19 protein-coding genes and 3 tRNA genes are annotated in these 22,620 nt (G+C 46.1%); 5 read left to right on the top strand and 17 right to left on the bottom strand.

The features are described from left to right. Nucleotides 1-189: 189 nt before the first annotated feature. The gene (locus tag EKO24_RS17970; RefSeq protein WP_241674638.1) at nucleotides 190-726 is read right to left on the bottom strand and encodes a CsiV family protein; all 537 of its coding nucleotides are present in this window, start codon (nucleotides 724-726) and stop codon (nucleotides 190-192) included. A gap of 2 nt (nucleotides 727-728) precedes the next feature. Beyond that, the gene (gene mfd, locus EKO24_RS17965; protein ID WP_127027609.1) at nucleotides 729-4,187 is read right to left on the bottom strand and encodes a transcription-repair coupling factor; all 3,459 of its coding nucleotides are present in this window, start codon (nucleotides 4,185-4,187) and stop codon (nucleotides 729-731) included. Between the two features lie 368 nt (nucleotides 4,188-4,555). Here mfd and EKO24_RS17960 point away from each other — a divergent pair, with 368 nt between their 5' ends. The 4 genes from EKO24_RS17960 (at nucleotide 4,556) to EKO24_RS17945 (ending at nucleotide 9,082) form a co-directional block, all read left to right on the top strand. Continuing rightward, nucleotides 4,556-4,960: a hypothetical protein gene (locus tag EKO24_RS17960; RefSeq protein WP_127027608.1), complete on the top strand. Its 405-nt coding sequence runs from the start codon at nucleotides 4,556-4,558 to the stop codon at nucleotides 4,958-4,960. Nucleotides 4,961-5,381: 421 nt separating this feature from the next. Continuing rightward, nucleotides 5,382-6,719 carry a POT family MFS transporter gene (locus EKO24_RS17955; RefSeq protein WP_127027607.1) on the top strand — a complete coding sequence of 446 codons (1,338 nt, stop codon included), beginning with the start codon at nucleotides 5,382-5,384 and terminating at the stop codon, nucleotides 6,717-6,719. 157 nt (nucleotides 6,720-6,876) lie between these two features. Then, complete coding sequence (locus EKO24_RS17950) at nucleotides 6,877-8,208, top strand: hemolysin family protein (protein WP_127027606.1); 1,332 nt, start codon at nucleotides 6,877-6,879, stop codon at nucleotides 8,206-8,208. A 607-nt stretch (nucleotides 8,209-8,815) separates the two neighbouring features. Next, nucleotides 8,816-9,082: a site-specific integrase gene (locus EKO24_RS17945; protein WP_127027605.1), complete on the top strand. Its 267-nt coding sequence runs from the start codon at nucleotides 8,816-8,818 to the stop codon at nucleotides 9,080-9,082. A gap of 73 nt (nucleotides 9,083-9,155) precedes the next feature. Here EKO24_RS17945 and EKO24_RS17940 read toward each other — a convergent pair. The 4 genes from EKO24_RS17940 to fchA form a co-directional block, all read right to left on the bottom strand. After that, nucleotides 9,156-9,231, bottom strand: a tRNA-His gene (locus tag EKO24_RS17940). Between the two features lie 23 nt (nucleotides 9,232-9,254). Beyond that, nucleotides 9,255-9,331, bottom strand: a tRNA-Arg gene (locus EKO24_RS17935). A gap of 5 nt (nucleotides 9,332-9,336) precedes the next feature. Then, a tRNA-Pro gene (locus tag EKO24_RS17930) sits at nucleotides 9,337-9,413 on the bottom strand. Nucleotides 9,414-9,603: 190 nt separating this feature from the next. Further along, nucleotides 9,604-10,233 (bottom strand): methenyltetrahydrofolate cyclohydrolase, encoded by a 630-nt coding sequence (gene fchA / locus EKO24_RS17925; RefSeq protein WP_127027604.1) that lies wholly within the window; start codon nucleotides 10,231-10,233, stop codon nucleotides 9,604-9,606. A 491-nt stretch (nucleotides 10,234-10,724) separates the two neighbouring features. On the opposite strand from fchA, the gene EKO24_RS17920 reads away from it, so the two are divergent. Next, entirely contained in the window at nucleotides 10,725-11,486 is a 762-nt protein-coding gene (locus EKO24_RS17920) for a flagellar regulator YcgR PilZN domain-containing protein (protein ID WP_161990618.1), read from the top strand. A gap of 103 nt (nucleotides 11,487-11,589) precedes the next feature. Here EKO24_RS17920 and waaA read toward each other — a convergent pair whose 3' ends face one another. From waaA to fliF, 11 genes are all read right to left on the bottom strand, one after another. Continuing rightward, on the bottom strand, nucleotides 11,590-12,849 hold the full coding sequence (gene waaA, locus EKO24_RS17915; protein WP_127027644.1) for a lipid IV(A) 3-deoxy-D-manno-octulosonic acid transferase: 1,260 nt from the start codon (nucleotides 12,847-12,849) through the stop codon (nucleotides 11,590-11,592). Between the two features lie 80 nt (nucleotides 12,850-12,929). After that, a complete protein-coding gene (gene rplI, locus EKO24_RS17910) occupies nucleotides 12,930-13,379 on the bottom strand; it encodes a 50S ribosomal protein L9 (protein ID WP_127027602.1) in 450 nt (149 codons plus the stop codon). Nucleotides 13,380-13,438: 59 nt separating this feature from the next. After that, complete coding sequence (locus EKO24_RS17905; RefSeq protein ID WP_127027643.1) at nucleotides 13,439-14,275, bottom strand: YybS family protein; 837 nt, start codon at nucleotides 14,273-14,275, stop codon at nucleotides 13,439-13,441. 62 nt (nucleotides 14,276-14,337) lie between these two features. After that, complete coding sequence (rpsR, locus tag EKO24_RS17900; RefSeq protein WP_104424167.1) at nucleotides 14,338-14,565, bottom strand: 30S ribosomal protein S18; 228 nt, start codon at nucleotides 14,563-14,565, stop codon at nucleotides 14,338-14,340. A gap of 32 nt (nucleotides 14,566-14,597) precedes the next feature. Further along, the gene (gene rpsF / locus EKO24_RS17895) at nucleotides 14,598-15,053 is read right to left on the bottom strand and encodes a 30S ribosomal protein S6 (RefSeq protein WP_127027601.1); all 456 of its coding nucleotides are present in this window, start codon (nucleotides 15,051-15,053) and stop codon (nucleotides 14,598-14,600) included. Between the two features lie 211 nt (nucleotides 15,054-15,264). Continuing rightward, nucleotides 15,265-17,001, bottom strand: coding sequence for a flagellar hook-length control protein FliK (locus EKO24_RS17890; protein WP_127027600.1), 1,737 nt, complete (start codon nucleotides 16,999-17,001; stop codon nucleotides 15,265-15,267). 29 nt (nucleotides 17,002-17,030) lie between these two features. After that, entirely contained in the window at nucleotides 17,031-17,489 is a 459-nt protein-coding gene (gene fliJ / locus EKO24_RS17885; protein ID WP_127027599.1) for a flagellar export protein FliJ, read from the bottom strand. An 89-nt stretch (nucleotides 17,490-17,578) separates the two neighbouring features. Beyond that, complete coding sequence (fliI, locus tag EKO24_RS17880; RefSeq protein ID WP_127027598.1) at nucleotides 17,579-18,937, bottom strand: flagellar protein export ATPase FliI; 1,359 nt, start codon at nucleotides 18,935-18,937, stop codon at nucleotides 17,579-17,581. Next, nucleotides 18,934-19,809, bottom strand: a complete 876-nt coding sequence (locus tag EKO24_RS17875) for a flagellar assembly protein FliH (protein WP_127027597.1) — start codon at nucleotides 19,807-19,809, stop codon at nucleotides 18,934-18,936. Before EKO24_RS17875 ends, fliI begins: the two co-directional genes overlap by 4 nt. After that, nucleotides 19,796-20,815: a flagellar motor switch protein FliG gene (fliG, locus tag EKO24_RS17870; protein WP_127027596.1), complete on the bottom strand. Its 1,020-nt coding sequence runs from the start codon at nucleotides 20,813-20,815 to the stop codon at nucleotides 19,796-19,798. The genes EKO24_RS17875 and fliG overlap by 14 nt, the downstream gene beginning before the upstream one ends. Beyond that, nucleotides 20,808-22,619 carry a flagellar basal-body MS-ring/collar protein FliF gene (fliF, locus tag EKO24_RS17865; protein WP_127027595.1) on the bottom strand — a complete coding sequence of 604 codons (1,812 nt, stop codon included), beginning with the start codon at nucleotides 22,617-22,619 and terminating at the stop codon, nucleotides 20,808-20,810. Before fliF ends, fliG begins: the two co-directional genes overlap by 8 nt. Nucleotide 22,620 lies beyond the last annotated feature (1 nt).

The following is a 22,620-nucleotide window of genomic DNA, read 5'->3' as shown; positions in this document are numbered from 1 at the left end:
GTTCCCCTTACTCAAAAGAATTTTCACTTTGGCCGATCTTTATTGCTCCTTAATATCATAAAAAACCAGTCCGCACTATTTTTTAGTACTTGATGCGCATCATTGACGATCCGGTTAACCGCCCTTATTAAGTTTGCAGTTTTGAGAGCAACTCCAGGCAAGAAAAACACCTAAGCTTAGCCGCATACTTTATAAAGAACTCATCTTTACTATAACCCCAAACTTTGGATGATCCAGATAATAGACTTCATTCAACTTAACAGAGCGTTTTTCATTTAACCGATAAACCAGATTTTTGCTACCGCGATCACCCGACTTAGAGCTAAATTCCAAGTCAACCACCATTTGCAGACCTTGATCATGCTGTATCCGAAGATAGCCGTTCAGCTTGCCATCAGCCCCTTGAATATGAACGGGGGAATTTATCCCCTTTTCTTCTACCGGCTGAACCCAGGCAACCTGCAAAATAGGCCGGTAAGCCGAATCCCTGGCTAATGCCGCATAACTGTCGTCAAGCGTTGTATTTTCCGCTTTGTTATAAGCCGATAGCTCAGTCAAACCGGAAGGCCACTCTATTTCACTGGAGACCTGATCGAATACCTCGGTATTAGGCTGAGTCTGTAGAAACACGATCAACTCTATTTGATACGCCTTGGTTTCGGCCAAAACAGGGGGACTAAAAAGTCCCAACATTGCCGCCAAGCCGTAAAAAACAATTTTAATCATCGTCATGACGGTATCGGCGTTAATTTATCCAGCAGCTCAACGATAAACTCAAGCTTCTGCTCGGCCGTTTCGAACGATTTGATAAACCTCAGCTTATCCGCCCCATCGAATTTATAAATCTGCGCCTGGGTTTGTATCAGGGAAATCAACTGGTCGGTATTAATATTCGGCGTTTCTGAAAAAATGATGCGCCCGCCGCCGGCATTGGCTTCTATCTTCTTGATACCCAATTTTTCGGCCCGCTGTTTCAATTCGGTGACGCTGAACAATGTTTTGACGGGTTCCGGCAGCAATCCGAAGCGATCAATCATTTCCACCTGCAATTCACGCAGTTCCTCTCTCGTTTCAGCGCTGGAGATACGTTTATATAACACCAGACGACCGTGAATATCGGGTAAATAATCTTCCGGGATCAACGCAGAAGCCTGCAGGTCGACCTCAGGCCCCCTGTCCATCGGTGCCTCGAGTTCCGGCTGTTTGCCGGATTTTAATGCACCGACCGCACGCTCCAGCAATTCCGTATACAAGGTAAAACCGATCTCCTGAATTTGACCGCTTTGATCGTCGCCCAACAGTTCGCCTGCGCCGCGGATTTCCATATCATGCGACGACAGCATAAACCCGGCCCCTAAATCGCCGGAAGCTTCGACCGCTTCCAGCCGCTTAACCGCATCCTTGCTCAATAACGATTTCGGCGGCACGATAAAGTAAGCATAAGCGCGGTGATGCGAACGCCCTACCCGGCCGCGCAATTGATGTAATTGCGCCAATCCCAATTTATCGGCGCGATTGATGATAATCGTGTTGGCGCTGGGTATATCGATGCCGCTCTCAATAATAGTAGTGCACAACAGCAGGTTAAAGCGCTGGTGATAAAAATCCAGCATGATGCGCTCCAGTTCGCGCTCCGGCATTTGCCCGTGGGCAATTTCAATCCGCGCTTCCGGCACCAATGCTTCCAAATCCCTGGCCATTTTTTCCATCGACTTAACATCGTTATGTAAAAAGAACACCTGTCCGCCACGCTTGATTTCGCGCAAACAGGCTTCCTGGACCTGGGCATCTATCCATTCGCTGATAAAGGTCTTGATTGCATGGCGATTCGGCGGCGGACTGGCAATAATCGAAATGTCCCTTAAACCCGACATAGCCATATTCAACGTGCGCGGAATAGGCGTTGCGGTCAGGGTCAGTATATCGAGCTCGTTGCGCAATTTCTTGAAGTGCTCTTTTTGCGTCACGCCAAAACGATGCTCTTCGTCAATGATTACCAGCCCCAGCACTTTATATTTGATCTCTTTCGATAACAGCTTGTGCGTACCGATCACAATATCGACCTTACCCTGTTCCAGGTCATCGGTAATTTCTTTTTGCTGCTTGGCGCTGACAAAACGCGACAACACTTCGACGCGTACCGGCCAATCCGCAAAACGGTCGCGAAAATTCTGGTAGTGTTGCTGCGCCAGCAACGTAGTGGGCACCAATACCGCGACTTGCTTGCCGTTTTGCACGGCAATGAATGCCGCGCGCATCGACACCTCGGTTTTACCGAAGCCGACGTCGCCGCAAATCACCCGGTCCATAGGATGAGGGCTCGCCATGTCGTCCAATATCGCTTCAATAGCCGTCTGCTGGTCCGGCGTTTCTTCAAACGGGAACGCATCGGCGAAAGCCGCATATTCGACATTTTGGACTTCAAAAGCATGCCCCTGTTTGACAGCCCTTTGGGCATGGATCTCCAGCAATTCAGCCGCAACGTCGCGGATGCGCTTAATGGCTTTTTGCTTGGCTTTACTCCATTGATCGCCGCCCAGCTTATGCAACGGCGCATTTTCCGCACTCATGCCGGTATAACGGCCGATCACATGCAAGGCCGAAACCGGCACGTAAAGCTTGTCGTGATTGGCGTATTCCAAGGTCAAAAACTCGGATGCAATACCGCCGATCTCCAAAGTCTGCAAGCCTAAATAGCGGCCCACGCCATGCTCCTGATGCACGACCGGCGAACCGATAGTCAGCTCATTCAGGTTATTGATTATATTTTCGAGTTCATAAGCCCCGGACTTACGCCGCCTACGGCGTTGCTGTACTTTTTCGCCCGACAGCAGCGCTTCGGTAATGATCGCAATAGCCGGGCTATCAAGCCGCAAACCATGATCCATCGGCGCAACCAGAAGGCACGGCGATACTTCGGACTGGAGAAATTTATCCCAGTTTTCAACCTGCTTTACGGTAATTTTGTGCTGCCTTAATCTTTCCATTAAGGCTTCCCGGCGCCCTGCGGACTCCGCGACAAACAAAATCTTGCCGGCAAAACTGCCGACAAACTGCTGCAAAGCCTGGGCAGGGTTCTCCAGTTTGGCGTCAATGGTTACATTGGGCAGTGTTTGACAATTAAAAACGATACTCTCTGCGTCTTCAGCAACCGTACCGCCAAGTCTAATATGGGCAAATGCCCCGGTTTTTTGCGCCAACTCGTCGGTCGATAAAAATAACAGTTCCGGTTTTAGCAGCGGCCTGTCCGCATCATATTTTCTTTGCTGAAACCTGTCTTCGGCTTCCGCATAAAAAGCCTGCGCAGTCGCGCCGAACGTATCGGACATCACCAGAACGGCCGATTTCGGCAGGTAATCGAACAAAGTCGCCATTTGATCCACAAACAACGGCAGATAATATTCAATGCCGCCCGGGGTGATGCCTTTACTAACATCCAGATAGAAATGGTTTTTGGGCGAGGTTTCCGGGAAAGCCTCCCTAAAAGACTGGCGAAAATGCTTGATGGATTCATCGGTAAGCGGAAATTCCCGCGCCGGGAATAACCGGATAAGGTCGATTTTTTCCAATGACCGTTGCGTCTCGGGATCGAAAGTACGGATAGACTCAACTTCTTCATCGAATAATTCGATGCGGAACGGCGCCTTGCTGCCCATCGGAAACAAATCGACTATAGATCCCCTGACCGCGAACTCGCCGTGTTGATACACTTGCGAAACGCAGTGGTAACCGACGCTTTCCAGCTTCAGGCGATTCAATTCCAAGTTAAAATCATCGCCGACTTTCACGGCAAAACTGTTGGCCAGGACATGCTCGCGAGGCGCCAAGCGGTGCATCAATGTGGTCACCGAAACGACAAGTGCGCCGCGTTTCACCTGCGGCAGCAAGGCCAATGTTTTTAAACGCTCCGAGATAATCTCCGGCAGCGGCGAGAACACATCGTAAGGCAAGGTTTCCCAATCGGGAAAATGCAAAATGGCATGTTCGTTCTGCAAAAAGAACGATAACTCATGCTCAAGCCGCAAAGCAGTCTGGTTATCCGGCGTGACGATCACAAACAGCCGGTCTTCATTTTTAATGGCGGAAGCCAAAGCCAGCGAATCGCCGCAGCCGGTTAATCCAGCCCAAATCAATGATTGATCTTGTTTTTGCGGAATTTTCGGGGAGAAAATCAAATTATTAGCCATTAAAAATTTTATACCTCACCCCCATAGCATTCATCACTGTCGTCGAGTTAAACCATCATGCAGTCATGTACTGCTTGGGAATATGCAGTTAAGGCGCGTGGCGCCACGAATCACGGCCAGTCTGTAAAAGACTGAAACTAATTCAATATTATAGCCACATAAGCTGACTAATGTGCGCGCCATCGACAAGAGAACGGCTCATTGCTGATAGATAGGTAATTCATTGCTTCGTCTTTTGGTAACGGCCAGCAATCAGGTACAATAATTGCCAGTTGTGCCAAGTTATATCCGACGACGACATGAACAGCAACAAACTATAGGCTGCCACCATGTTGGTCAAATTTCAATTTCAAACACGAGGTAACACCATGAAAAAAAGCTTGTTTCTGACTATTGCTATGCTGGTTTCCGGCAACGTTTTTGCAGCGACAGATCACTATGTATTGCGCGACGGCGACACTGTTCGCCACTTGAAAGTCACTAAAATAATCGATGACGATTATGTTGTCAGTGCCGATGTGGACTTTGAATCTAGCGGCAAAGACGGAGGCAGCAGCCAATGCTCAGAGTCTATTTCCGGTAAAGCCAAAAGCACCGGCGAAAACGAATTGCTGCTGAAAAAGCATTCTGAAAGCTCGGCAGTTTTCTGCGAACTAAAAATCAAACTGAGCCCAAACGGCGCGAAAGTTGAAGAGTCCAAAGACTGCGCTAACTTTACCGTGGATAAATGCCACTTTTCCAGCGGCGACAAGGAACTGGTTAAAATTAAATAATACAAGACTGAGGATGTTCTGTAGTGAAGCGCATCCAGTACGCTTCGCACTTTTGCATACCCAGCCGCATCTGTGGCCGTCTTTATCTCTTTATTGGGGCGGCCACATATACAGCTGAGTTGAGCAGCTGGCCTGCTCAAACCCTACTTATGCCCTTTGGGTATAAACAGCCGATAATTAACATCGCCGAACACAAATGCTGTTGCCCATGTTAATGAATTCATGTTCCGGGCAAATTTCCCAGCATCGAGTTAAATGTCCCACCTAATAAATACTGGGCTTTAATGTATCTATCGCTAAGCATTGCTTACCTTCCGTCGAAGCACATTTCACCCAGACGCGTCGGCTTTTGTTCCGACATTGATCAGTTTTTTCGACGATATACGAAACTGACGTCATCATCCATCAAGGCTATTATTTTGTGAAAACCCCATACCGAACCGCCCCCGCCCCTTCCGCTGAGATACCTTCCGGTATTCCTTTTATTATCGGCAATGAATTTGCCGAACGCTTTAGCTACTACGGTATGAGGGCGATTCTGGTCGTATTTATGACGCAATACCTGATGAACGCGGACGGTCAACTGGCGCCTATGACCTCAAGCGAGGCTAAAGCTTACTTCCACTTATTTGTGTCCATGACCTATTTCACACCGTTTCTAGGCGCATTATTGGCCGATGGTTTATTGGGAAAATACCGGACAATCATTTTGCTGTCGGCCGTTTATTGTCTAGGCCATTTTTACTTGGCATTGGACGACACACGGACGGGCTTGTTGGTAGGCCAAACTTTAATCGCACTGGGCGCCGGCGGCATTAAACCCTGCGTTTCCGCTCATGTCGGCGACCAGTTCGGAGCCGGCAACCGGCATTGGCTAAGCAAGGTATTCGGCTGGTTTTATTTGACGGTTAATCTCGGGGCTTTTATTGCGATGCTCATGGTCCCTTGGCTCCTAAAAACCTACAGCGCACCGGTCGCATTTTCAGTTCCGGGCATCTTAATGCTGCTGGCGACGATAATATTCTGGTCCGGCCGATACCGGTTTGTACATATACCCGCCGCCGGCATGGGTTTTGTACGAGAAGCCTTGAGCGGCGAAGGTTTGCGGTGCCTAGGCAAGCTCAGCGTGATTTATTTATTCATCGCGATGTTTTGGGCGTTGTTTGACCAGAACGGTTCATCCTGGGTTCTTCAGGCACAACAAATGAATAGAGTCCTGTTCGGCGTTGAGATATTGCCATCGCAAATTCAAGCCGCCAATCCGCTACTGATCGTCTTACTCACGCCTCTGTTTTATAAGCATCTATACCCGGCACTGGGCAGATTTTTACACTTGAGTTACATGAACAAAATCGCCATCGGCCTATTTATCACCGTCTTGTCGTTTGTGTTGATTGCCGTTATCCAGATGCGCATTGATGCCGGCTATCACCCCAACATCTGCTGGCAGTTACTGGCTTACTTACTACTGACTTCCTCCGAGGTGATGGTGTCGATAACTTGCCTGGAGTTTTCCTATACTCAGGCGCCAAGATCGATGAAATCATTCGTGATGTCGCTGTATATGGCGGCAGTCGCGTTCGGGAACCTATTCACCAGCGCAGTAAATTTCTTCATTGAGAACCCGGATGGTTCCAGCCGTCTTGCCGGAGCCTCTTATTTCTGGTTCTTCGCCATCTTGATGCTGGTGACGGCCATAGGATTTGTTTGGCATAGTCGTCATTACGAAGAGCAGACTTATCTGCAAGAAGAAACGTAAAACATGGCCGGCAAATGGCTTTTAAAATGTGTTATTACAGAGTACAGTGAATTTACGCATTCCTTTTCCGGATTTATCCAGCATGGACTACAAACTCTCTTTAAACCAAGCGATCAACGGTATATTGCTACGCTTCTTTATTACAATTTAATTTGATATGAGTAACTTTTTTCCGATCATTGCTGCTTTATTGCTAGTTGCGCTTAACGGTTTTTTTGTAGCTGCGGAGTTCGGACTCGTCAAACTACGCCAAACTCGCATCCGTTCAATTGCTAAAACGCAAGGCTGGCGTGGACGAGTTTTAGGGCGAGTGCATGCAAAACTCGATGCCTATCTATCGGCGTGCCAACTCGGCATTACACTTGCTTCGCTTGGCCTGGGCTGGATTGGTGAACCTGCGTTCGCCGACTTACTAGAACCGGTGTTTGCCGGGCTAAATGTCACATCGCCGGAAATGGTACACGGCGTTTCCTTTACTTTTGCCTTTTCGCTGATCTCGTTTTTGCATATTGTTATCGGTGAACTTGCACCAAAATCACTGGCAATCCGTAATCCCGAAAAAATCAGCTTATGGGGCGCCGTGCCGCTGTACGGGTTTTATTGGCTGATGTACCCTGCTATTTGGCTGTTGAACTCCAGCGCCAATTTAGTATTGCGCTTATTGGGTTTACGTCATGTCCACGATCACGATACCCATTACTCACCCAACGAACTTAAACTTATTTTACGCAGTAACAGCCCGGAGGGCCGGTTCACCCGCGACGAATGGAACATTCTGGCAAAAACGCTCGATTTCAGCGAACTGGAAGTCTCCGACCTGATGCGCCCTATCCACGAGATGACTGCATTACATCGCAACGCGTCACTGCAAACAAACCTGCAAACCATATCTCAAAAACGCTTCAGCCGTTATCCCTATTTCGATAGTAATGATATTGACGTGTTAGGCGTGATTCATTTGAAAGACTTGTTTTTGGCCCAGCAAGAAGGCAAGACGATTGAGGACCTAAGTCATTATTTGCGGCCTGTTAAATACACCTTGCCTCATAAACCGGCACTGGAATTATTCCGCCAATTCCGCATGGGCACCTCGCATTTTGCAATCATTGGGCAAAAAGGACAAAAACCGAAAGGTTTCATTACGCTGGATAACTTATTGAGCGCAATGGTCGGCGAGATACGCGACGAGTTCCGCCCCAACAATAACGATTGGACTCGGCTCGATGACGGCACCCTAATAGGCAAAGGCAGCCTGCCGATATTTTCCCTGGAACGTATTATGGGCATTGATATCGAAAATGAAGAACTTGATCTGGAAGATGAGGTTTCGATTGGCGGGCTTATCATGGCCAAACTGCGCGATATTCCGGTAGAAGGCCAAAAAATTGAATTTAATCAATTCGATGTTGTGGTCAGGAAAATGAATGAATCCCGTATTGTCTATGTCCAGGTTTATCCGAATGAAGTTAACGATTCAGGTGATGAATAGATATACTTAACGCTTATCAATCCTTGCATGCGACGTAATTTTATCGGCTTACTTCGCATGCAAGGATTAAATACTCAGACAATAAAACAGCACTTGTATTGACCTTGGCTCATGCCTACCCAGCTTTAGCCCTTTCTTTTCGCTTTAAAACACCTGTTTACAAACCGGCTTCACTAGCCATTATTTTCTTAATAAAAACATAAGCATAGAAAACAGCTATACAAAAAGCACCTGTAAGTACAATATCGAATATCATCGCGGCTTTACCTCTATAAAATAAGTTAAATATTTACTCAACCGATTCATGAAAACATGAAAGACGTTGAATACCTGACAGCTTTTAACAACAATTTATAAACTCTAAAGCCATTTCCATGCCATAAATTACTATGAAGAATAATCCTTAAAAAATCAAATAAATACAACAAACACAAATAAATCAATGCAAACTTAATGGTTGAAAAAAACCATTGTAAATCGTTTTTTCAACCCTTTTATTTTATATTTTCATCAAGCAAGCATTAGCTTTAACCAATAGATATACTTATGGAATCCGCAAAATGACTGCTTAAAGGCAGGTAACGGGCGACACCCCATCAAGCCAGAAATGAGATATATCATTATCTCAGAACGGACTGGCGACAAAATCCAAGTCGAGAGCCTAAAAACAGCGATGGGCAGAATCGGCACGGCAACCAAAAAAGCGGCCGAGGAGCAGAGAATCAATTTCGTCCCATTCACGTTCCACGATCTGAAAAGAAAGGGCGTTAGCGACTCTGAAGGCGACAAACTGAAAGCATCAGGACACAGAAATGCGTCGATGCTGAAAATATACGACGTGAAATTAGATACCGTGAAACCGGCAGGAAAATGATGTATTTGTCAGTAGCTTTGTCAGTAACCTGTAAAACAAATGTTTTAAACGTTACGCAGGCTATTGAATTTATTGGGGTGAACGATGGGGCTCGAACCCACGACAACCGGAATCACAATCCGGGACTCTACCGACTGAGCTACGCTCACCATAATATGGCATATTCTACGAATGGCGCGCTTGGCAGGACTCGAACCTGCGACCCCCGGCTTAGAAGGCCGGTGCTCTATCCGGTTGAGCTACAAGCGCTAAATTGGTCGGGGTAGAGAGATTCGAACTCCCGACATCCTGCTCCCAAAGCAGGCGCGCTACCAAACTGCGCTATACCCCGACATTTCTTTTTAATGGCTTGTCAAACTTCCTAACCACTCTCTAAGAGCTGCCTATGATAACGACTCTTCCCTGCATCGTCAATATCTTTTTTTATTTTTATCGAAATAATTGTAGTGATTAAAACACTTTTAATTACCCAGCTGCAAACAAATTACAATAAAAACTTAAAAATCAATAACTTAAATAAATTAGAGTCTAGCTTTAACAATTTGATAAACTTCTTCCGCAGCGGTATCGGCGCCATTTAAAAGCGCTTCCAACTCCGCCAATTTCGCATCGGCAAAAGCTCTGTCTTTAAGCCCTCCTGCGTTGATATAAACATTTAACGCAGCACTTTTTAATGCCCCGTAAGCGGCCATTACCGCAACGCCTGCATCACTTATTACTCCAACATTGCCCTTCTCCGCGGCAATTCTGCTTAATGCAATAGCTTCCGCACAAGCGCTTGCGCACATCAAAGGAACTATCGTTGCCTCTTTTAATGCTGACTGAATTGCTTCGCTACGCACACTTTTTTCTTTATCAGAATCTTTTGGCAAGCCATATGTCCCCATCAAGCGATCAAAGACTTCGACATCGGCCTTTATCATTCCCGTCAAAGCCTCGCGCAGTTCCTCTGATTTTTTTAATAATGATTGCATTTCAACTTCCACTTCGGCGTACTTAGGCTTACCTATGGTCAAATTGCAAACCATACTAATTAGAGCAGCAGCTTGCGCCCCCATTACTGCTGCCGCACTACCACCACCTGGCGTAGGCGCCTTACTAGCCAGTTCATCAATAAAAGCCTGAACTGATTTATCTTTTATTTCATTCATAATGCAACATCCCTTCAATGTAGACAGCCATAGTAAAAATTTATAAAAAAGCGTTGAAGCTCTTTTGAAATAGAAGCTTTATCTGCACAATAACAAAAACTTAACCTCAAAAATATTCATAATACAAAAAAGCATACTTATCGCATAAAGAAAGCAATCAACATTAACAAGCGACCAATCACCAACAAAATTTAAGATATTACTGTTTGCGATAATTGCTAATCAGTCTCATCAATCCCAAAAAGCAGTCAATATTAATAGGACTGACATGAAGTTGTATTAATACTGCATACATAAAAAACATATCTTTTATCGTCTTTATTGGTGCAAAACATATCCAGTAGCGACTCAGATCACAAAATGAGCCTCGCCAAATCAGGATAGGCCACAAAGCGAGTAAGAACATGAAAGGATATAAAATCCATTTATGGCCGAATTATTGCTTAATCGGCTATTAGTACATTTTTGTCAAATATATGGCGGAGAGGACAATGCTGACAAACCAATTAAATCATGCTGAATCGCATCACAGCTATGCTACCGAACCTGCAATCATAAGCGAAACTTATAATAACTACACCATTACCAATCAAAGTGAAATCAGAAAAAAACTAAACCTCCTGTTCAACAAAAATACCTTGCTATCGGTTAAAGCCCCTGGAAAACTCGTAACAAGCACTTTGCTGACAACAATTACCTTCATTGAAGGCAATCATATTTACTTAGGTGGATTTCAAAACGAACGATTTAATAAAGATCTACTCTCGCAAAACAGACTAGTAGCTTCTGCTAACTTTGAAGGCATTGCCGTTAATTTTATATTAAATGAATTTACCGGCCATGATATTGACGGCACGTTTAACCTCAAGATACCCATTCCCCAGAGCATCGAATGGGTACAGAAAAGAGATGCTCGCCGGGTAAAAATTCCCATCAGCAGCCCCGTGATAATTCAATATAAAAACCGAAACGAATGCTTTAGCGTAATTGATATTAGCGTGACGGGCTTATCCTATTCTCATCAACCCGAAAATCAGCATTCCATTGTTATCGGAGAGCTACATACAGACTGCAATATTGTCTTGCCCGATAAAAGTGCGTTCTTAGCCCAACTGAAAATCGTCAACAACATAACCATTCCCACCCGCTCAAAACAAATAAACCGTATTGGCTGCGAAATAAAACAAGCCTCATACCGGCTTGATACAGCATTGCAGTATCTTATTAATCAAATAGACTTTCATTACCAATGAACAGTTATTTGTTTGATATTAATTTTCTGCGAAATTATCAAAAGTAATTGAGCAATCAAAATCCAGCATGACAACTCAACATGAAGGATAAATAAAATTGAAATCAAATATCCTGGCTAAGCAAACCCAAAACTCTGGCGATCGCACCTTGGTTTTGCCGAATGAATGCCTTACCCTTTTCAGCCAGCGATCGCCTAAACATGGAATCTGCATACAGAACATTAATAGCATCAATTATTTCACTTTTATTCTGACATTGAATTGCCGCCCCCTGCCGCAGCGCTCCTTCAGCTATTTCTTTGAAGTTCGTCATATAAGGGCCAAATAGAACCGGAGCCCCAACTGCAGCCGCCTCAAGAATATTATGCCCACCAACGGGTACCATACTACCGCCAACAAACGCCAGATCAGAGGCCGCATAGAGCATCTTTAACTCTCCCATAGTATCGGCCAAATAAACATCAACATACTGACGACAGCTATCTTTAGCCGTACGCATTACCACAGCTAATTGTTTTTGCTCACACAGTTTTTTTACTTCACTAAACCGTTCAGGATGCCTTGGCACGATAACCAGCAATAACTCAGGAATTTCCTGTTTTATTTCTTTATAAATATCCAGAAATATTGCCTCTTCATCTTTGTGAGTGCTAGCGATCAGCCAAACAAAGCGCCCATTAAATAATTCAGCCTTTAACTGCAAGCCCCGATCAATAATTTCCTCTGCAACTTCAACATCAAACTTTATATTGCCTAGCGTTTTAACCGTTTCCTCTCTCGCTCCAATGGCAATAAAGCGGCGGGCATCATCCTGCGTTTGCGCAGCAATAACTTTAACGCAAGCTAAAGCCGGAGAAATAAGAGCAGGGATTTTCCGATAACCACTTGCCGACTTTTCCGATAAGCGGGCATTGATAATGTACAAAGGAATGTCATCGTGACTACAATGAGCGAAAAGATTAGGCCAAATTTCAGTCTCCATAATAACGGCCATTTTCGGCTTGAAACACTGCATGAATCGATGAATTGCCCCCGGCAGATCGTACGGCAAGTAGACATGCTCCACACTTTCCTGCATCACAACTCTAACCCGAGCGGATCCAGTTGGCGTTGTAGTTGTGATTAATAGCGGTATACGAGGATACTGATGTTGTATTTGCTTAACCAGCGGGAGTAAGGCCTCGACCTCACCAACCGAAACCGCATGAAACCAAATAACACTCTGGGGAAACTTCTTGCTATAAAGTGCGAATCGCTCGCCCCATCTGTTCCGATAGGCCGGCGCTTTAAGGCTTCGCCAAATCAGGCGAACCATTATGAAGGGAATTAACAGATAAAAAAAACAGGAGTAAATAACTCGCATAGTTAAAAGGCTCAAAGTTGTAAGGGTGATTTTACTTACCCCATACAACCTTTTACCTTTTCACCTTATACCTTTAGTAATTATGCTTCACCAGCAATCTTAATAGGCATTTTTACAACGACATCGGTATGACACACAACATCAATCTGGTATTCACCGATTTGACGAATAACCCCCTGAGGCAAACGAATCTCATGCTTTTCAACGGCAACACCTGCTTCGGTAATTGCATCAGCGATCGTCTGTGTACCGACTGAACCAAACAACTTACCTTCATCGCCGGCTTTATGCGTAATAACAACCTGAAGCTTACTCAATGCACTTTCACGCGCCTGAGCTGCGCTTAGTTTTTCAGCTGCCGCTTTCTCAAGCTCTGCGCGGCGCGCTTCGAATTCAGCAATTTTGGTAGCTGTTGCAGCAACCGCTTTACCGTACGGGATAAGATAGTTTCTGCCATAACCTGCCTTAATGGTAACTTTATCACCCAGGTTACCCAAATTTGCTATCTTTTCAAGAAGAATAACTTCCATCTTTTATTACCTCATTATCGGATTTTATCCGGCTATTTTTTGCGCCATTAAGGCATTTGTTAATTCGAAATTTTGTTTCGCAAGTTCATCCACGTATCGCTTAGCCCAACTAAGGCAACAGGCAGCATGGCATGGGGTATCAAAAACAAGGTTATATAGAACATCGGCACGGCATATCGCCCCATCTTCATCGATGCGAACAAAGTATGCAATACTGCCGTCCCTATAAATGTGTACAACACAAATAGCAAGATAGTGATATTCCACGAGACCTCAGAGATTGCACCGGAACTTAATGATGCAATACCCACCACAACAATACTGCCTATTGCCAATCTCGGATGCGTATTCAATGACAAAAACTCTTGCCTGAACCCGCCTGGGTTATAGAGCAAGGCTTGCCACCAACGCCCCAGAAACAGCCCGAACAGCAGACCGAATACTGATGCCGCGGCAACTATTCCGGTCATGTAATGGGAAAGCACGTCCAAGGTATGTTGAATATCTTCAACTGGAGCATTTGGCGGCACCATTTGTGAAAGAACGCCTTTCCATATTGTTGCCATCTCGGCGTTATAGAGATAACAGCCAATAACCCCCAGAACACCAAGCAATACCGCAACTTCAATCGCCAGGGATAAATACCGCCCCTCTCTTAATATGATTGAAATTAACCATACCGGAATCCACAATACCATTCCGTAAAGCAATACAAACTGATAATTGCCTAATAGAAAAAAGCCTAATACAACTGCTATCGCGGTTGAACATGTTAAAACGATTAATCCCTCAACAGCTCCTCGCCTTAAAGTGACAAGAGCAACAGAGGCTGAACTTACTATACTAACAGGAGGCATAACCAGAGATACCAAGGCAAGAGTGGAAGCCACCAGCATGGCTTGCATTCTTCCCCGCATAATGTACTCAGCCAGAAAGCCCACTGAAATCGTCCAACTTATTATTTATGAGCGTCACAGAAAGGCAGCAGCGCAATAAAACGAGCTCGTTTTATTGCAACGCCTAATTGTCTTTGATATTTAGCGCTTGTTCCTGTAATACGGCTAGGAACAATTTTTCCGGTTTCAGTGATGTAATCACTTAATAAGTCCAGATCCTTATAATCAATCTCTGTTCCACCTTCTGCACTGAAGCGGCAGAATTTCTTGCGTCTAATGTTACGTGCCATAATAGTTCCCGTAAATCCAAGTGTTAAAAGTTTTATTCAGAAGCGAGTGCTTCAGCATCAAAATCTTCGTCAATATCATCCAAATCAATTTCGTCATCGCTGTCGGCTGTAGCCGCCGCTTTAGCTGCTGCGTCTTTAGCTCTTGATTCAGCGGCCTTATTTTCTTCAGCTGTTGATGTTGCAATGATAGATGGTTCGGTAATAGCCGATTTTTGCAATAAGGTCATACTACGCAAAATGGCATCATTAAAACGAAAGCCGCTTTCCAACTCTGACAAAGTTGCTTGATCGCACTCAACATTCATCAGCACGTAATGCGCTTTATGAATTTTATTAATAGGATAAGCTAGGTGTCTACGTCCCCAGTCTTCCAAGCGGTGGATTTTACCTGATGCTGCTTCGATGGTTGATTTATAACGCTCAATCATCGCAGGAACCTGAGAGCTCTGATCAGGATGGACTAAAAAGACAATTTCATAATGTCGCATGATTTTTTCCTTTTGGGTTAAGCCTTCCACCTTAGATTTTAATAAAATGGTAAAGCAAGGAGGAGCGGATTGCTCCTAAGAACCGCTCATTATAGATGTTTTTTCAGCCATTGGAAAGCATGGAATTTGAAAGCAAATACATCATGAGCGTCGAACCCAAGAAGTGTTTTCATATCTCAGTAGATGTTAAAACGCGAACCGCTCAAGAAACTTACGCATAAATACTCAACACTCCCTTACTAACTACAGCTCGTCCATTTACAATTTCTTGCTCCACATCATCAATCCCATCAGCGACAACAGCCTCTCTACCCTGCCCTTGACCGTCAGCTGTCTGCGCGAAATTTTGCGACTGCGAACGACCATGATCTGAAGCAGAACCTTGTGAAATGCTTACATCCGCCAGATTAAGTTGCTGGGTTCCCATCATTTCACGTAACTTAGGAATAGATGCCTCAAGCGTTTCCCTGACAGCCGCATGCTGCGCTGTAAATGCAACTGTTGCTTGGTCGTCAGTCACATCAACGCGGACCGATATTGGACCGAGATGTTGCGGATTCAACCTAATTTCTGCTGAAGGTATTGCCTTATTAGTCATCCATACAATCCTTTCGCCTAAATCCTTGTTCCATTCCGGATGCGATAGCGGCTTAGTCATTGCCGGAACATCTGTTTTATTGTCACTCACTCTAGTAGGCTGAAGCATGTCCGCCCCAACCCTAGGCAAAGCCTTTTCCCCATCCAGACCGAAAGCCTGCCGATCAACTTGTCCGGCCTTTTCAGTTTGCCCTGAATTCTGAAAATAATTTAAATTAAACTCTTGTTTATCCTGAGCCGACATCCGACTGAAAAGCGTTCCACCTTGCAGGCTTTCACCAAGAATTTTAGTTGACTGATTTGAACCGCCATCACCTGCTAATGGCTTTGCAAAAGAAGGCAATATCCCGTCTGTTTTAGTTGCGCCATCAGAAACCACAGCGGCAGGCGTCAAATTATTGACTGCTGCAACTTGTTCAGCCTGTATGACAGGAGGGAGAGTAATAGTAGCCCCCACCCCTTCAGACTCGCTATTGCTCTTAACCGTTGCAGGCTGTGCATCCTCTTCATTCCGCATCTTACCGCCCCCATCATTTGCCTGCTCAGAGTCCGATTGGGCCATGTCATCCATTACAATATCTTTCGTGCTTTGATCAGCACCCAAGACCACTGCTTCTACCGTATCTTGCTTGATCTGAGCAGTGGCGATATTTACACTCTTCTTATTTTGCTCGGCCGAAACTACACTTGCCATACTCTGCTTAGCCGGAGCAGCCACTACTATCAAATTCTCGACATTTTGCTCATTCGAAGCAGACGAAGTGCTCGAATTTGCTATATTTTTCTGAACTGAAACAGTCACTGTATCTGAATTTGTCGGGCTTTGCGGTACAGGCGCAGGAACAGCTACCACAACAGTATTCGTCATGTTTTGCCGAACAGGAACAGGCGCTGAAACCACATTGGCTACATCTTGCTCAGCAGGAACAATCATCGCCATAACATTCTTCACGTTTTGCTCAACCACTGCAGTTTTTTCTACAGCAGTAGCGCCTGTAGAAATATATTTTAATGTGTCGGTCACCGCAGCCAAAGCAGCCTCATGATCAACATCGTCTTTTGTTTTATATGAAAGCGGCAAACCATTGCCTAATAAAGCGGCAAAATCTTGCGTATCCGCTTTAGCGTCCGGCAAGACGGCAACACTGGAAAGCGAGGCAGTATCCTGTATTTGCGCTTGCGATGGCAACGAATCTCCAGCTTTTATATTACCTAATAACTCAATCTGAGCTACCAATGCTCCCGAGAAACCATCGGAAACAACACTGCCGTCCGCTAAAGGCGTAGATGCGTTTTCAACTGTAACGCTGCTGGGTGCCAAAGATGATAAATTTGCATTTTCAATGATCATAACCAATCCTCCCGAGATTCCACTTAATATCAAGCATTTCCCGTGCCACTTGAGTTACCTCGACCTATCCTCGACGCCCGCTCATCCTGCTCTTGCTGCTCCCGCTTAGCCTCTTGCTTCATTTCTACCACCAGCGCCGAATCACAAACTTTCTGCAAGCTTTGGGTTTTATGATGCAATTCCTCCCATACCTTTCTTTTAGCCGTTACTTCTGCCTCAATCGATCGCAGCACTTGCTCCTGTCCCATTATTGCCTTATCCAGTTTATCGATAAACGATCTAAATTCCAGAAGTTGCGCGACATTAACTCCTTTAATCCCCAACTGATCAAATCTCTGCTGGTATTCCTTACGGTACTTTTTTAGTCCCTCGATTTGCTCCTGCATGCTCTGAAGCTTCCTCTGGGCCGCACCTAGCACTTCCAACGCGCTTTTCTCTTGAACGGCTTTAATTTCTACAATTGTTTTAATACGCTGTGATTTTTTCACTTCTATCCTTTAAAGCTGAGTTGAGCAGCTCGTCTGCTCAAACGAAACTTATGCCCTCTGGGTATAACGCAGGGGGACTTGGATTTCAACTAAGCCGCTCTTTGTACGCCCAGTAACATTGCCAACTCCTGTAAACTGCGATTTATATCAACCGGCTCATCCATGCTCTGTTGCAGAAAATTTAAGATCGCGGGATTTTTTTCAATAGCCTTATCAATTCTAGGGTCCGAACCTGGCTGGTAAGCGCCAACGCTAATTAAATCCCGATTTTGTTGATAGAGCGAATACAGTCGCCGTAACTCGCGCGCCATCTGCATATGATTCGCATCAATAATATCCGGCATAACCCTGCTGATTGACGCCTCTATGTCGATAGCCGGAAAATGTCCCGACTCCGCCAAACTCCTGGACAATATAACGTGCCCGTCCAACACGCCACGGGCGGCGTCGGCAATAGGATCATTGGTATCATCGCCCTCTGCCAGCACGGTATAAAATGCGGTAATAGATCCCCCACCGTGGTCGGCGTTACCGGCTCGTTCCACTAAATGCGGCAATTTGGCAAAAACCGACGGAGGATAGCCTTTGGTCGCAGGAGGCTCGTCGATGGCCAAGGCAATTTCACGATGCGCCTGTGCAAATCGCGTCAACGAATCCATCAACAACAAAACATCAAGCCCTTGATCACGAAAATACTCGGCAATACTGGTTGATAATAACGCGGCATGAACGCGCATTAAAGGAGGACAATCCGCAGGCGAAACAACAACAACCGCTCTTTTGAGACCTTCTTCACCCAAGGTTTTCAGCACGAACTCATTAACTTCTCGTCCCCGCTCGCCAATTAACCCAACCACGACAACATCCGCCGTCGTAAATTTAGTCATCATCCCCAACAACACACTTTTACCGACACCGGTACCGGCAAACAAGCCCATACGCTGCCCACGCCCAACGCTGAGTATCGAGTTTATAGCCCTAACACCAACATCAAGCGGTTCTCGAATAGGCCTTCTCGATAGCGGATTGATGGGCACGCCGTTAAGCGAGATCGAGGCGTCCGTCTTAAGCGGACCTTTATCATCAATTGCATTTCCCGCCCCATCCAACACACGCCCCAATAAGCCGAAACCGACTTTAGCCAAGCTATTCTTCCCCATTGGAATAACCCTGCAATCGGGCTCCAACCCATGCACTTCCGCAGTCGGCATTAAGAAAATTCGTGCATCGGAAAATCCCACCACTTCCGCTTCAATCATTCTGCCGTTTTTAGTCTCAATCCGACAGCGGGAGCCAATAGCGGCGCGGCAACCAACGGCTTCGAGCGTCAGCCCCACCATACGGGAAAGCCTGCCTTCAACGACAAGCTCAGGCACTTCCGCCAATCTTTCAAAATAAGGTTTTAATTTAGCCAGCCAAATTTGCGATCGATCTGCATCCGGAATCACTGCTCTCCGTCCTCGGCAATTGCCGGCACGTCATCTAACGAACTCGCTTCCAGAGCTCTTGGCGACGCCTCCCCGTGTTGCACTGTATCTTCCTCCGCCATGGAATGCATATCGGGCGTTTTGGCTTCCAGGGATGGCGATAATCCAGCAGCAACAGCGGCCTTACTGTCGCGTTCCCGCTCGCCTCCCAATAAAGTTGCGATCACGGCAGCCAATCGATGCTCCAGAGTCGCATCAACATGAGAAAACTCGGTATCGACTTCGCAGCCTCCGCGCGTTATTAACGGATCCTCAATTATGCTCCAGCTTGGAGACATTTCATCCAGCGCCAATGCTGAACGCACCAGCTCAGCATCTTCAGGGTGTAACTTCAAACTGATTTTTTGCGACGCAAGCGGCAAAACACCGACTGCACCACGAACAACGGCAATAATTTGCCCCGGATCCTGCTTGATTTCCCGGCGTATCAGCTGCGTTGAGATAGCTATAACCAGCCTGACCAGCTCTTTTTCCACTTCTTCATCAAGACGCTTAAAAGGCTCACTCAATGATTCTAAAAGACTAGCCAGAATTGCTGCCTGGCTTTGCAACAAATGCAAATTATCTTGATAACCTTTTTTTGAGCCTTCATCGTGACCTTGTTGAAAACCTTGCTGAAAACCGTGCATTTTGCCTTGCTCGAACGCTTCGTCATAGGCTTGCTTTTGCATGGCTTCAATTTCATCAACCGTCATGATCGGTGTAGGCTCACCCTCCAGCTCGGCCGGCTCAGGCTCCTTAACCTGCTCTGTTCCGGAAACGTCCGGCATGCTCCATAGCCTTAATGCCTCCAGCTCGGAGGCAGTAAATCTAGGCGTCTTAGATAAGCTCATCACCGCCTACTCCCATTTGGATCTCGCCCGCATCTGCCAGTTTCTTAGCAATCGCCAATATATCTTTCTGAGCCAATTCCACTTCGCTTAACTTAGCAGGCGGAGAAGCCTCTAAATCATCACGTAGCATTTCAGCTGCACGCTTGGACATATTGCTGAATATTTTTTCCTTAAGCTCACTACCCACGCCCCGCAACGCCAGCAACAACTGTCCGGTTGAAACTTCGCGCAACAATGTTTGCATGCCCCGCTCATCAATCGACGTAAGATCTTCAAAGGTAAACATCTTCTCTTGGATTTCCTGAGCCAGTTCAGACCTGTGCTCGGCAATGCCCGACATCACTAAATCCGCTGCACCGCCATCCAGGAAGTTTAAAATATTAGCAACCGCGTCAACGCCGCCAATACTGGTGGATTTGACATTATCGGAACCGGTTAATTGTTTCTCCATAATCTGGTCCAGCTCTCGCAAAGCGGATGGCTGTATGCCTTTCATTGTGGCGATTCTCATCATCAGATCGGCGCGCATACTTTCCGGCAAGTACATCATTACATCTGCTGCCTGCTCACTTTCCATCAATGACATGATAGTCGCAACAATCTGCGGATGCTCTAAGCGAATCATGTCCGCAATCGACCGGGTATCCATCCATTTCAGCTGCTCAATACCTTTGGTATTACCGCCTTGTAAAATACGATCGAGAATACTGTTCGCTTTATCGGCTCCCAAAGCGCTGATCAAAACGGTGCGGATATATTCATCGGTATCCATGCCCAATGCGGTCTGTCTTTTTACCGCGACAATAAACTCCTCAACCACATCATCCATCATTTCTATGGAGATTTCTCCCACGCTTGCCATAGTAATGCCCAGAGTCTGCACTTCCCTGGGCGTCATATGCTTTAAAACAAGCGCAGCCCTATCCATGCCCAACGCCAGCAACAAAACAGCAGCACGATCAACTTGGGTTAATTCCTTTTCTCCCTTACTTTCGCCTTTAGCCATCTTTTTTAATCCACGATTTAATAACTTGCGCGACTACTTTAGAGTCATCATCGACCAATCGCTTCACATATTCCAAGCGATGTTCATAACTTTGCGGCACATCCAAAAGCAACATATCCTGTATTTCTTCGGGAGTTGTTGACAAATTCACGGTATGCTGGCCTGCCGGCACCGCGACCGGCACCCCTTGCTCATTATATCCAACAGTTCCGCCGATAGCCGCCGCCTTTTCCTGCGCTTCTGCCAAGGCCAAAGCTTTCTTTTCTTCTATATCACGACCGACAAGACTGCGCATCGTGGGCCTCAACACTCCGAAAAGCAGGAATAATACGGCCAATACGGCAGCAACTTGCTTCATAACATCAAGAAACCAGCCTTGTTCCCAAAGAGGTATAGGAGGTAATGCCTCAACAAGATCGTCTATCTTGAAAGCCACATTGGTGACCGTAACCTGATCGCCTCGACTATTATCGAAACCGACAGCCTGCTTAACCAGATCGCTAAAACGATGAATGTCTTCTTGCGAGTAAGGTTGCGCTTTAAAGGTGCCGTCGCTCTGAGGCATATGCCGATCGTCAACAACGACAGCCACCGACAATCTACGCAATGCGCCTGTAGCTAACCGGGTATGAGTGATAGTTTTGTCCAGCTCATAATTTCTGGTTGCATTTTTTGATGCCGAACTGGGAGAAGTAGTCGAACTTGTCGCTCCCGAAGCCGTCGAATTTGCTGCTGCCGGGTCTGGAGCCGCGCCTGCCGGGGTCGGCTGATTGGATAATGCGCCGGGAACACCTTGAGTAGGCGATTGCGTACTTTGCTCTTCCGATGTTTGTTCGCTCCTTAAAGCCGGCAAATCCGGATTGAACATTTCCTGAGTCCTGTCAGTCTCGGTAAAATCCACATCCGCCGAAACCTGTACGCGCATCCCATCGCTACCCACCAATGGCGACAGAATATTTTGAATTCGCCCCATCAGGTGCTCTTCAATATTTTTCTTATATTCAAATTGCTTGGACGTTAGATTGCCCGCTACCGATGATTCATTGCTATTCAGCAACTGGCCTTTCTGATCGACGACTGTCACTTGCCCGGCTTCCAATTGCGGCACGCTGGAAGCCACTAAATGGATAATTGATTCAACCTGGCCTTTATCGAGTGACCGGCCTTGATATAAATTGACTATAACGGAAGCGCTAGGCTTCTTACGCTCGCGGACGAACACCGACTGCGCGGGAATGGCTAACAATACCCTGGCCGTCTTTACGTTCTGGATAGACATGATAGTTCGAGCGATTTCGCCTTCCAAAGCTCGTTGAAAGCGCACTGTTTCAACGCTTTTACTAGTCCCGAAGCCTTGCTCCTTATCCAGCAACTCATATCCCAGGCTGTTACTCTTGGGCAATCCCTGAGAGGCTAACTTAAGTTTTATCGCACTAACCTGGTCCATCGGCACCATAATGGCTCCGGAACCGTTTTCGACTTTGTACTTAATATTCTCTTTATTCAGAATATCAAGAATTTCGGACACATCGTTTTCGCCGATTTCGGAATACAAGCGAGCATAGGACGGCTCTTGCGACCATAGCACAATAGCAACTCCGATAGCGACACTAAGAGCGAGCCCCAGCATTAACCCGATCTGACGCGCTATCGTCAGACTGGCCAGCCCTCTAATAGCAGGGTGCCCATCGATCTTGGTTGCCAGAATATGAGACGCTTCCCCATCAAGATGCCCCGCGTTATTTACCATGGGCTCATGCTGGCGATTTGCCTCAATCAGGCTATTACTGCTCTGTTCGCTCATT

The sequence above is a fragment of the Candidatus Methylobacter oryzae genome, from assembly GCF_003994235.2.
Lineage (GTDB): Bacteria > Pseudomonadota > Gammaproteobacteria > Methylococcales > Methylomonadaceae > Methylobacter_A > Methylobacter_A oryzae.
The sequence above is the reverse complement of the archived record's forward strand: the minus strand, read 5'-3'. Positions and strand labels throughout refer to the sequence as shown.

Coding starts and splice junctions, on each gene's coding strand:
- EKO24_RS17890 (WP_127027600.1), bottom strand. CDS start 17,001: ATGATCATTGAAAATGCAAATTTATCATCTTTGGCACCCAGCAGCGTT.
- rpsF (WP_127027601.1), bottom strand. CDS start 15,053: ATGCGACATTATGAAATTGTCTTTTTAGTCCATCCTGATCAGAGCTCT.
- fchA (WP_127027604.1), bottom strand. CDS start 10,233: ATGAATGAAATAAAAGATAAATCAGTTCAGGCTTTTATTGATGAACTG.
- EKO24_RS17970 (WP_241674638.1), bottom strand. CDS start 726: ATGATTAAAATTGTTTTTTACGGCTTGGCGGCAATGTTGGGACTTTTT.
- rpsR (WP_104424167.1), bottom strand. CDS start 14,565: ATGGCACGTAACATTAGACGCAAGAAATTCTGCCGCTTCAGTGCAGAA.
- fliF (WP_127027595.1), bottom strand. CDS start 22,619: ATGAGCGAACAGAGCAGTAATAGCCTGATTGAGGCAAATCGCCAGCAT.
- EKO24_RS17945 (WP_127027605.1), top strand. CDS start 8,816: ATGAGATATATCATTATCTCAGAACGGACTGGCGACAAAATCCAAGTC.
- EKO24_RS17960 (WP_127027608.1), top strand. CDS start 4,556: ATGAAAAAAAGCTTGTTTCTGACTATTGCTATGCTGGTTTCCGGCAAC.
- mfd (WP_127027609.1), bottom strand. CDS start 4,187: ATGGCTAATAATTTGATTTTCTCCCCGAAAATTCCGCAAAAACAAGAT.
- fliG (WP_127027596.1), bottom strand. CDS start 20,815: ATGGCTAAAGGCGAAAGTAAGGGAGAAAAGGAATTAACCCAAGTTGAT.
- EKO24_RS17875 (WP_127027597.1), bottom strand. CDS start 19,809: ATGAGCTTATCTAAGACGCCTAGATTTACTGCCTCCGAGCTGGAGGCA.
- rplI (WP_127027602.1), bottom strand. CDS start 13,379: ATGGAAGTTATTCTTCTTGAAAAGATAGCAAATTTGGGTAACCTGGGT.
- EKO24_RS17920 (WP_161990618.1), top strand. CDS start 10,725: ATGCTGACAAACCAATTAAATCATGCTGAATCGCATCACAGCTATGCT.
- EKO24_RS17950 (WP_127027606.1), top strand. CDS start 6,877: ATGAGTAACTTTTTTCCGATCATTGCTGCTTTATTGCTAGTTGCGCTT.
- EKO24_RS17905 (WP_127027643.1), bottom strand. CDS start 14,275: ATGCTGGTGGCTTCCACTCTTGCCTTGGTATCTCTGGTTATGCCTCCT.
- waaA (WP_127027644.1), bottom strand. CDS start 12,849: ATGCGAGTTATTTACTCCTGTTTTTTTTATCTGTTAATTCCCTTCATA.